The sequence below is a fragment of the Nocardia miyunensis NBRC 108239 genome (assembly GCF_001613065.1).
Classification (GTDB): domain Bacteria; phylum Actinomycetota; class Actinomycetes; order Mycobacteriales; family Mycobacteriaceae; genus Nocardia; species Nocardia miyunensis.
Map to the genome: position 1 here is coordinate 1 of NZ_BDBQ01000163.1, position 10,182 is coordinate 10,182.

Genomic DNA, 10,182 nt, shown 5'->3' on the forward strand with positions numbered 1-10,182 from the left:
ATATCCCGACGTCCGTTGACACGCGGCATGATGTCCACGTTCATCGCAGCACTGATGAGCGCCGAGGCCGACACGATGTGCGGCGCCGGCTACGGCGAACGCTCCGACGAGCGCGTGAACAGCCGAAACGGGCACCGCCACCGCGACTTCGACACCCGGGTCGGCACGATCGACCTCGCGATCCCGAAATTGCCTCAGGGAAGCTATTTCCCGGAGTGGCTGCTCGAGCGCCGCAAACGCGCCGAACGAGCCCTCACCTCGGTGGTGGCGACCTGCTACCTGCTCGGCGTGTCCACTCGCCGGATGGAGAAGCTGGTCGAATCACTCGGTGTGACAAAGCTTTCCAAGTCCCAGGTATCGATCATGGCGGCCGAGCTCGACGCCCAGGTCGAGGCGTTTCGCACCCGCCCGCTGGATCAGGGCCCGTACACGTTCGTCGCCGCCGATGCTCTGGTGTTGAAGGTCCGTGAGAACGGCCGCGTGGTCAACGTGCACACTCTCGTGGCCACCGGCGTCAATGCCGATGGCTATCGGGAAATTCTCGGTGTCCAGGTCACCAGCGGTGAGGACGGCGCGGGTTGGCTGGCGTTCTTCGGTGATCTGGTCGCCCGCGGCCTGTCCGAGGTCAGGGAGAGCTATACGACCCGCGCCCGGTGCGGCAGCGATCTGTCAACGGGGTCGAAAGGCTCGCTGCATCCGTCGCTGCGCGGCCCATGCCAGGTTGCGTGTACCGGCCCGCCAGCGCCGCACGCCGGTCATGGGTCGGAGGCGTTTCGCCGTGGGCTGGACTGGTCGTCGGCGCCCGCGATGTCTTGCCGACGTTGTTGCAGACGGTTGCTCACGGGATCGCCCTCGCCCGCGGCGCCGCTTGGACGCGGTGAATGAGGCGATGGCGTAGGCCAATGCGCTCAGGGCGTACAGGACGGCGGTGATGACGAGCCATCGGGAAAGGAACGGTTGTTGAGTCAGGCCTGTCGCATTGTGGTAAGTGGTCGCGCCTTGTTGGATGATGCCCGGAAAAAAGAGCAGCAAGAGCAGTCCGGCAGCGAGGGTGGGGATGCGCAGGTAGTTCGTCGCGGGTATCCGATGGACGCGGGTCGGTTTGGGCACGAGGCGGTCTGCAAGCGCGTACAGCGGAAAGAGAATCAGGTCGTGGCCGATGATCGCGACGGCAAACCAGACGATGATCGATTGCCACCACACGTTCGGGTTGAGCAGCTGGCCCGGACCGAGGGTGTACACGGCGTATGCGCCGAGCGCGAGGGAGGCGAGTAGGACGAGCAGGTGCAGCGGGTGCGCTCCGTAGACGGACTTGCTGAACGCGATCAGGCGTTGCATGAGTCAGCTCCGGAATTCGATTGAGCGCACCCATTTGGTGCAGTGCACGCCGGGCAGCGCAGGGACGATGATTCGGGCCGGATAGCCGTGATCGGCGGACAGCTCGGCCCCGTTGACGCGAAACGCGAGTAACGCATCAGGGTTGAGCACCTGGTTGCGGTGCAGCGCCGCACGACCGAAAGGGCCCCCCTGTTCCAGCGATGAAACGATTGCGGAACTGGGTGTGGGGACGCCCGCGTGCTGAGCCAGGTCGGCGAGGCGGATGCCGGTCCAGGTTTGAACGGTCGACCATCCTTCGACGCACGCGATCGGCAGGTCGACAGTGTGCTGGGGCATCGCGGCGAGTGCGGATTTGTCGAGATCGAGTGGGACCGGACCCCCGCGCAGTTCCAGGCGCCAGGCGGTGCCGGTGGCTGCCGGGCCGATTCTCGCGGCGACGGCGGTGCGGTTGACCTGGAAGTCGTTGGGCCCATTGCCGTAGGTGCGGCCGCGCGGCACCAGGAGCGCGGCCCGGCGAGTGATGCCGCCGAGGGTCTGTCCGGCGGTGAGGACTGCGACCAGCGCAGAGCCACCCGCGACGAGGGCCAGTGCGCCGCGGCGGCTGAGGGTGGCGGGCATCGGATCCACAGCGACGAGACTGTCGGCGTCGCGGGGTTCGGGCTCGGTGTCGGCGCGGGAGGTGGACAGCACGCTGCGCAGAGTGCGCGATCGCAGACTGGAAATCATCTTCGGTAATTTGATCCCGATGTGGGCGACGAACCCGGCGATGAAGACCCAGGCCCCGAAGTAGTGTGCGGTGTAGAAGCTGAATCCGAAGATGTAGTCGTATTGGATATTCAGTACGCCGGTGACGATTTCGAACAGGATCCCACCGACGAGCATCAGCAGTGAGACCCGTTCGACGACCTGGGCGATTGAGCGCGCGGGCGGCCAGGTGAACAACCGGGGGATCACCGACCACAGTTTCGCCAGCACCACCGGGATGATCACCAATCCCAGCCCCACATGCAGACCCTGGGTCAACCTGTACAGCCACGACGGCCGCGATGGCCAGTCGAAGGTGGGAAGTGTCAACCAGCCGACGTGGTCCGGGATGGCTTGTGCCAATCCGGGGCCATAGGCGATGTAGGACAACAAACCGGTGAGGGCGATGACCGGTAGCACCACCAACAACGCCAGGCCGAACACCGAGGTCAACCACGGACCGCGCAGCGGGCTGCGCCACCGGATCCGGTCGAATCCCGGCGGCGGATTCTTCGCTACGAACCGCCACGCCGCCGACGGGAATCCGTACGACCGAGACTCCGTTTCCGTAGCCGTGTCCTCGGCCTCGGGACCGGTCTCAGGTTGAGGTTGTGCCGGTGGCGGATCGGAGGAGGTCGTCATGGGAAACACTCCTTCCGCGGGTATAGGCGGCCGTCGTCGAAGTCCAGTGTTATCGGGTACAGCGGCGCGGTCGAGGCTAACTGGAGGCAATTCACAAATCCGTCATCACTCGGCCAGCCGATGCCGTGCTCACCGCGCGCCGCCGCGCGGCCTCCGCCGCGCTCATCTCGCCGGACAGCACCGACAACACCACCCACACCTTGTCCTCGACCGGGATCTTCAACCGCCGTGACCTCGCCACAGGATCGGCTCCCTTCCTGATCTTGTGTTCGGAGCGTAAACCGAGCAACCCTGCCAGGACGTTTGACTCACTAGAATGATCTATCATCGAACATCTGTTCCCCTGAGTTCTCTTGTCGTTTATGGGCAAGGAGCTGGGGATCTGCGTCGGAGACGATGTCCTCGATGCAGGGTTTGATCGGTGTCTGTGGGCGTTGGTCAGTCCGGCGGTGTGGCTGCGGTGATGTTGTCGGCTCGTCGTTGGCCGTGTGCGAGTGCGAGTTGCGTGCGCAGTGACTTGACCTCGGTGCTCAGCTCTTTGATCCGGTTGTGTGCGAGTTCGAGGCGGCGCTGCCATGATTCGTCGCTGGAGGGCTGTTTCGATGACGATGAGACGGTTGTGGGCTGGCGCTGGGTGCGTATGCGCCGGATTTCGTCCTGGAGGTCGGTTTGCTTGTAGAGCCACGAGCGCGAGACGCCGGCCCGGGCAGCGACGGATTGAAAGGTGATGTGCGCTCCGGCCTGGTCGAGCTCGTGCAGCGCCGCGAGGGCCTTGGCCCGGGTTGCGTCGTGGCGCTGCCGGGCCGCGGCCCGGAGGTGCTCGGTGTTGTCAGCGCGCATTATCATCGCTGGATTCGACTGTGGCAGAGTTGGTTTCGAGGCTTTCGATGATGCTCAGGAGGTTGTCGGCGGTGCGTTGGTTCATTTCGGCCAACCGGAGCTGACCGCGCTCGCGGGGGCGTTCGATGATCCCGCGGGTGAGGTCGAGTTGTTCGCGGTGCTGCGGCAGGAATTCGGCGGTCGTGATGAAAACAGGGCAGGTCAGGCAGGCGTTGGCATGCGGGCAGCTCTGTTGCAGCGGCAGCCCGCAGTAGCCATTGGGCAAGGCTTGAGTGGCCTTGGCGAGGTAGTGCTTTGCCCATTCGGCGTCGGCGAGTGGGCCGTCGACGGTGAAGCGGAGGCACTGCTGCCCGAGGTGGCCGAGGTTTTGTCCACCGTCGGCTTGCAGCTGTCGCCGGAGAAGACCCTGATCACCCATATCGACGAGGGCCTCGACATTCTCGGCTGGCGCATCCAGCGCCACCGAAAACGAGGCACCACAAAGCATTTCGTCTACAACTACCCGGCCAAGAAGGCACTTCGGTCCATCAAGGCCAAGACCAAGGCGATCTGCCGAATGAACCTCAGCCTGTCGCTGGCAGTCCTGCTGCACAAGCTCAACCAGGCGCTGCGGGGCTGGACCGCCTACTTCCGTCCCGGGGTCTCGGCCCGCGCCTTCCAATACCTGCGCATGATCGTCTGGCGGCAGGTATTCGGATGGCTGCGACGCAAATACCCCAACGCCGAAATTTGGGCCAGAACCTAAAGACTGACCCTATGTCAAGAGGCAGTTGGGAGTTCGTCGTTGGACTGGGTGGCGGTAGGTCCGGGTCGTGGCTTGTCCGAAGGATCGGTGCGGGGTTGGGCCGGTCGCGCTGAAGTCGGTAGTCATCCCCGCGCGCCCTCCCGGGCTTGCCGCGTCTCGCCGCCGCTGGTCGGCGAGCATCCGCTGGTAGACGACATTCGACAAGCGTCGTTTGAGTGCTCGCATCGCCTCCATGGAGGTCTTCGCGGCGGCCTTCTTGTTGTCGTAATCGACCCGACCTGCGGTTGGGTGACGCAGTTGAACCACGGCCATGGTGTGCAGGACGTGGTTGATCTTGCCGTGCCGCCGTCGATGAGCACGATGCGGTCGGCGGACTGATCGGCCTCTCTCGATACCGGTGGTCAGGAAGGAGTGGTGCCCTCGGTGACCAGTTCACGCACCATTCACCAGACCGCACGTAGCCGCTTGGCTGTCACACCGATAAGTCTTCCCGGCTCGCAGGCGATTCAGTCGTGACGCCTTGGGCGGTGCAGGCATTCCGGAGTGCTCGTAGTGCGTAGTGCAGGCGTGATTTGACGGTGCCGGGTGGGATGGCGAGTTCGGTGGCGATGTCTTGGGTGGTCGCGCGGCGGTAGTAGGCGTGGAGGATGACTTCGCGGTGTTGGTGGGTGAGTGTGGCCAAGGCGCGGTGGACGATCCAGGTGTCGGCGAGGTGTGCGCAGGGGTCGTCGGAGTGGCGGTCCAGGGCTGCGTTGTTGTCGGTAGCGTACTCGTGGCGATGTCGGGCGCATCGGAGTTCGTCGTAGGCCAGGTGACGGGCGACGGTGAACAGCCATGGGCGCAGCGCGAGGTCGGGTTCGTCGAGCAGGTGTGGATGTTTCCACAGTCGGATCAGGGTCTCCTGCACGATGTCGTCGGCACGGCCTGTGTCGCGGACGAGCCGATGGGCGAGGCGATGCAACGGCTGCCGGTACTGTTGGTCGATCTCCCCCAGACGCTGCGATCGACGGCACCGATGCAGGTGCGTAGCGTCAGTCATGTCTGTCGCCGGCATAGGTAGCTGTCAGTGGCCGGTTCAATGGTGGCTAGCGGCGGTGGTGTGGGGTTCGCTGACCATGCGGGCGTGCCAGGCGGCCTGAGCTCCGCTATCACCGATGCGGTAGACCTGCACCACAGAGCCGACCGAGACGGCGAGGGCGGCGAGGGCAAGGGTGATCGCGACTGCGCGATTACCGGCAACGGTGTCGATGCGGGGCAGCCGTGGGCGGAGCCGACGAGTAACACGATCGCTGTGCAGGGCCCACCAGGCGGTCGCGAGCAGGAAGGTGGCCGCCGACCACGCGAGCAGTTCATCACCGAGGTGAGTGTGGTGGCGTACCAAGGGATTTCGGTCGACGTGCTGGGCGAGCCATTCTCCGGAGTGCATGGTCAGCGGGACGGCCAGCAGCGCGGCGAAGGCAACGAGTGGGGTGGCGAGCCCGAGCCGAGCCCGAGCGGCGGGCCAGCAGACCGCGAGTGCGAGCAGCAGCGCCGCCAATGGCACCAGCACGACCACGAAGTGGACGAGTAGGACGTGGGCAGGCAGTCCGTTGACAACGGTGGGTCCCATGCTGTTGGCCGCTCCTGAACAGTGTGTGCGCTGTGGTCGTCCTGGAGCGTATGGGGTGATTCTTGGAGGATTCTCGGAGCCGAGACTATTGCCGGTGGCCTGCGGGCAGCGTGATGGTGAACTCCGAGCCTCGCCCGGGGGCGCCGTCGACGGCGATGCTCCCGTGGTGAGCATCGACGACAGCCCGCACCAGCGCCAGGCCGATGCCGTGGGGGCGGGTTGCGGTGCTGTGGCCGTCGCCGTGGGCGAAGCGCCGGAAGAAGCGTTGCGCGTCGCGCGGGTCGAGACCGGCGCCGGTGTCGGCGACGGTGACCGCAACCCGGTCGGCGGTGCGAGAGATGGCGATTGTGACTGTGCCGCCCTGTTTTTCGTGCTGCAGGGCGTTGTCGACCAGGGCGAAAACGGCTCGGCGCAGCGCCGGTCGGACTCCGTGGACGCTCGGCGCGGCGGCTGGATCGGTGACCGCGACTTCCACCGTGATGCCGCGGGTCGCCGCGTGGGCGGTCACGCTGTCTGCCACCTCGTGGCACAGTGCTGTCAGGTCCACCGGTTCGGTCCGGTCCGAGTCGTGTTCGGACGCGGCGGCCAGCAGCAGGTCCTCGACAATGCCGGCGAGCGCGCGGGTGTCGGTGACGAGTTCGTCGAGCTGGGTGCGCCACTCGGTCGGCAGTTCGTCGCGGGTGGCGCGGCGGGCCAGGAGTTGGGCGCGAGTGTGCAGCACAGTCAGTGGCGCCCGCAGCTCGTGTGACGCGTCGGCGACGAAGTCGCGCTGGGTCGTCAGCGCGTCGACCATGGGGCGCATCGCGCGCCGCGACAGCAGCAGTGCGGCACATGCCGCGGTCGCCACCCCGGCGAGCTCGGCGATCAGCAGCGCTTCCAAAACACGCTGCCGACTCTGTTCCCACGGGGCTTGTCGACGAGGACGGCGATCCTGCGGCCGGAGCGTTCAACGACCAGCACCCGGTACTCGCCCCCGCCGGAACGCACCGTCGAATAGCCGGGAGGGCTGGTCGTCAGTTCGGCGGTGGGTGCAGGCGCGTGCGCGCTGAGGGCGACGTGGCCGGCGGCCGTCGCGATACCGATGGCCATGCCGGGAGGTGGGTCGTCGACATCATCGACCTGGGCTGCGACTTGGGCCAGCTGGGCGTCGATCTGCCGGTTGCCGATCCGGGTATCCACGCTGAGCAGCACGACTCCGACGAGCAGCAGAACGGCCGCCAGCACGATGGCCGACTGCAGTGCGGCGCTGCGGGTAGCGCGCCGTAGCTGTGCCGGCTCGGTTAAGACCACGGTGGTTCGTCGTCGGCGTGTCATCCAACGCCGAGCCTGTAGCCGAGACCACGCACGGTGTCGATGGCCCCGCGCCCGAGTTTGCGGCGTAGGTAGTGCACGTAGGTGTCGACCGTTCCGACAGTGTCGGCACGGTCGAAGACGAAGTCGAGCAACTGGTCGCGGGTGAACACCTGCCGCGGCGAGCGCGCCAAGGTCGTCAGCAATGCGCATTCGCGCGCCGACAACACCACCTCGGGGACCACGCCGGTGGGGTCTGCGACGGTGCGGGTCGCCGGGTCGAGTCTGCGGGCTCCGATCGGCAACGACGTCGCGGTGGTGAGGTGGCGGCGGCGCAGCGCGCGGACGCGGGCCAGGAATTCGGGCACTTCGAACGGCTTGACCAGATAATCCTCGGCACCGCTGTCGAGCCCTTCCACCCGATCGGCCACGGTGCCGCGGGCGGTCAGCAGCAAGGCAGGGGTGATGACGGCACGGTCACGCAGCGTCCGCAGCAGCTCCAGGCCCTCCAGCACCGGTAATGCGCGGTCGATGATGAGCACATCGAACTGCTCGGTCAGTCCGTGATGGAGACCGGCTTGGCCGTGATACGCGGTGCGGACCTGATAGCCCTCGTCGGTCAGCAGCCCGGCCACCATGTCGGCGAGGGTGCGATCGTCCTCGACCAGCAGTACCCGCGGTACGGTCGCGCCCGGAATCGACATGCACTCCACCCTGCCATCGAACGCGCAGGCCGAGACACTCGCAGCGTCCCGGCGAGTGAATTCTCAGAGCATTCCAAGACTGATCCGCACTCTGGTCAGCATGGGCGCCACAGCCCTACCGGACGACGAACGCAGCACGACGATGACACCAGCGCATCTCCACCTCCGGACCGGGCGCACTTGGAGGCTGGGCAACTCAACCACCACCCGGTTCGGCTACGGCGCAGCCTACACAGTTACATGCGGGTGAAATTCTGCTCACAGGTATTCAGTCCTTCATGTGAGGCTGCTTAGGGTCGACAGGGTGTTGGACCTCCCGGGTACAGGTGAGGCAGGGAGCGGGTTACCCCGCTTCCCGTACACGGCAGTGTTCGATCGGGAAGAGGATCCGTCACCATGACTGTTGCCAGACCCATTCGTAGTGCGGTCCGATCTCGCGCCGAACTCCCGGATCAATTTTTCGCCCAGTTCCTCGACAGGACGCGCACCTACAGTTGCGCGTTGTGGACTCACCCGGACGACACCCTGGAGCAAGCCCAAGTCGCGAAGATCGACCTCGCTCTGGGCAAATGCGATCTGCACCCGGGGATGACCTTGCTGGATGTCGGCTGCGGATGGGGTTCGACCATGTTGCGCGCCATGGACAGCTACGGGGTGAACGCGATCGGGTTGACCGGCAACCGCAACCAGTACCGGTATGTCCGGGACCAGCTCGTCGACCGGCTCATCCGGGGCCGCCCCTATGGCGGGGTGCGGCGGCAGGGCTGGGAGGAATTCGACCGCCACCCGGATCGCATCGTGTGTATCGGCCGACTGGAACACCTGCTCACGCAGCGCTATCCCGATTTCTTCGATTTCGCCTACCGGATCCTGCCCGAGGACGGGGTGCTGTTGGTGCAGACCGTCGTCGCACCGGGCCTCGATCGTTCCAACGCGCACCAGACGCGTCTCGCGGCTACCGATGCGGGGTTTACGCCCGAAACAATCTTCCCGGTCGACCGACTCCTGCCACCGAAAGGGGTCGGCGAGTACGCGGAAGATGCCGGATTCACCATCACCGGACTCGAGCGGCTGGGGCAGCACTACACCACCACACTGCAGTTCTGGGCCTCCGCTCTGCATGAGCACCGCGACCGGGCGATCGAACTCGCCGGGCGTGACACCTACGACGCCTACATCAGCTATATGACCGGGTGCGCCGATCACTTCCGCAGCGGCCGACTCGACGTCATGCAGTTCACCTGCACAAAGCCCGCAGGACCGTACCGATCCGTGCCACGCTCCTTACCTCGCGACATACGCTCTAGTGATTACCGAACCGGCATGACGACGCACGCCGCATAGTGCGTTTGTGGTTCGATATTGAAGTTTGGAGGTGTCGGTACGCTACGAACACCCATTACGCGACGTAGCGGCGACCGCTCAGGGGTGTGGCGATCGGTCGCCTGATGGGTTGAAACGCCCGCTCAGACGTGATCGAATTGGAGCACGGCGGATGGTTGGTCGTGGCAGACGCCGAAATGCTTCGAGATGCAGGCTGCTACGGGGTATCGGTGCGCACGGCTCTCGAGAAGCACCTGTCGTGTGGGTATTTGTTTCGATCGCGACACGAACACCCGACTTGTGCTCGCCGCCTGCACCCTGCCGGGTCGCCTGCGGTGCCGGGTATGGACACCGATCGACGACTCGGCTCACCAACGCCGCCGGCGAGGTGGGCTCAGGTTCAGTCACCGGTCACGCGGCCCATGACCGCCACTCCCGCCGACGTCGGACACGACTGTTCGATGCGACCGCGGCTACATGTCCGTGGGAGAGGAGAAAGATGTCTGAGCGCAACTACACAACCGATGCCGCCGGAATCCCGGCACCGAGTGATGACCATTCCCTGACAGTTGGCCCGGATGGCCCGATCCTGCTGAACGACGCGTATCTGATCGAAAAGATGGCGTCGTTCAATCGCGAGCGCCTGCCCGAACGGCAACCGCACGCCAAAGGCGGTGGGGCGTTCGGCACGTTCGAAGTAACCCACGATGTCAGCGCCTACACCATGGCTGATGTGTTCCAGCCCGGCAAGCGGACCGAAGTGCTGGCACGATTTTCCGCCGTCGCCGGTGAGCAGGGATATCCCGATACCGTGCGGGATCTGCGGGGCTTCGCCGTGAGGTTCTATACCGAGCAGGGCAATTTCGACCTGGTCGGGAACAATACGCCCGTCTTTTTCGTGCGAGATCCGATGAAGTTCCAGGACTTCATCCGCTCGCAGAAGCGCC

At 65.4% G+C, this 10,182-nt stretch carries 11 protein-coding genes and 2 pseudogenes; 4 read left to right on the forward strand and 9 right to left on the reverse strand.

What is annotated here, in order from left to right:
* Positions 1-627, forward strand: a pseudogene (locus NM2_RS46420) (IS256 family transposase); the annotation flags it as partial.
* 213 nt (positions 628-840) lie between these two features.
* Here NM2_RS46420 and NM2_RS53610 read toward each other — a convergent pair.
* The 4 genes and pseudogenes from NM2_RS53610 to NM2_RS46435 all read right to left on the reverse strand — a co-directional run.
* Positions 841-1,338 (reverse strand): annotated as a pseudogene (locus NM2_RS53610) (hypothetical protein); the annotation flags it as partial.
* Between the two features lie 3 nt (positions 1,339-1,341).
* Entirely contained in the window at positions 1,342-2,724 is a 1,383-nt protein-coding gene (locus NM2_RS46430; protein WP_084532408.1) for a molybdopterin-dependent oxidoreductase, read from the reverse strand.
* 91 nt (positions 2,725-2,815) lie between these two features.
* On the reverse strand, positions 2,816-2,965 hold the full coding sequence (locus tag NM2_RS50775) for a hypothetical protein (protein ID WP_174575765.1): 150 nt from the start codon (positions 2,963-2,965) through the stop codon (positions 2,816-2,818).
* 197 nt (positions 2,966-3,162) lie between these two features.
* The gene (locus NM2_RS46435; RefSeq protein WP_245718583.1) at positions 3,163-3,570 is read right to left on the reverse strand and encodes a DUF6262 family protein; all 408 of its coding nucleotides are present in this window, start codon (positions 3,568-3,570) and stop codon (positions 3,163-3,165) included.
* Between NM2_RS46435 and NM2_RS52815 the strand changes: the two genes are divergently transcribed.
* Complete coding sequence (locus NM2_RS52815; protein ID WP_369690376.1) at positions 3,551-4,309, forward strand: group II intron maturase-specific domain-containing protein; 759 nt, start codon at positions 3,551-3,553, stop codon at positions 4,307-4,309. The two genes, NM2_RS46435 and NM2_RS52815, sit on opposite strands and share 20 nt — an antisense overlap.
* Positions 4,310-4,781: 472 nt before the next feature.
* Here NM2_RS52815 and NM2_RS46450 read toward each other — a convergent pair whose 3' ends face one another.
* The 5 genes from NM2_RS46450 to NM2_RS46465 all read right to left on the reverse strand — a co-directional run bounded on the left by NM2_RS46450 (position 4,782) and on the right by NM2_RS46465 (position 7,912).
* The gene (locus NM2_RS46450) at positions 4,782-5,348 is read right to left on the reverse strand and encodes a sigma-70 family RNA polymerase sigma factor (protein ID WP_067684091.1); all 567 of its coding nucleotides are present in this window, start codon (positions 5,346-5,348) and stop codon (positions 4,782-4,784) included.
* 36 nt (positions 5,349-5,384) lie between these two features.
* A complete protein-coding gene (locus tag NM2_RS46455) occupies positions 5,385-5,918 on the reverse strand; it encodes a DUF2231 domain-containing protein (protein ID WP_067684094.1) in 534 nt (177 codons plus the stop codon).
* Positions 5,919-6,003: 85 nt separating this feature from the next.
* Positions 6,004-6,798, reverse strand: a complete 795-nt coding sequence (locus NM2_RS46460; RefSeq protein ID WP_245718584.1) for a sensor histidine kinase — start codon at positions 6,796-6,798, stop codon at positions 6,004-6,006.
* Entirely contained in the window at positions 6,783-7,142 is a 360-nt protein-coding gene (locus tag NM2_RS52450) for a hypothetical protein (protein ID WP_245718585.1), read from the reverse strand. The genes NM2_RS46460 and NM2_RS52450 overlap by 16 nt, the downstream gene beginning before the upstream one ends.
* A gap of 86 nt (positions 7,143-7,228) precedes the next feature.
* Positions 7,229-7,912 carry a response regulator transcription factor gene (locus NM2_RS46465; RefSeq protein WP_067684097.1) on the reverse strand — a complete coding sequence of 228 codons (684 nt, stop codon included), beginning with the start codon at positions 7,910-7,912 and terminating at the stop codon, positions 7,229-7,231.
* A 396-nt stretch (positions 7,913-8,308) separates the two neighbouring features.
* Between NM2_RS46465 and NM2_RS46470 the strand changes: the two genes are divergently transcribed.
* Both NM2_RS46470 and NM2_RS46475 read left to right on the forward strand, forming a co-directional pair.
* A complete protein-coding gene (locus NM2_RS46470) occupies positions 8,309-9,256 on the forward strand; it encodes a class I SAM-dependent methyltransferase (protein WP_067684100.1) in 948 nt (315 codons plus the stop codon).
* A 478-nt stretch (positions 9,257-9,734) separates the two neighbouring features.
* Positions 9,735-10,182, forward strand: a 448-nt coding sequence (locus NM2_RS46475) for a catalase (protein ID WP_157122072.1), incomplete at its 3' end; no start/stop codon positions are given.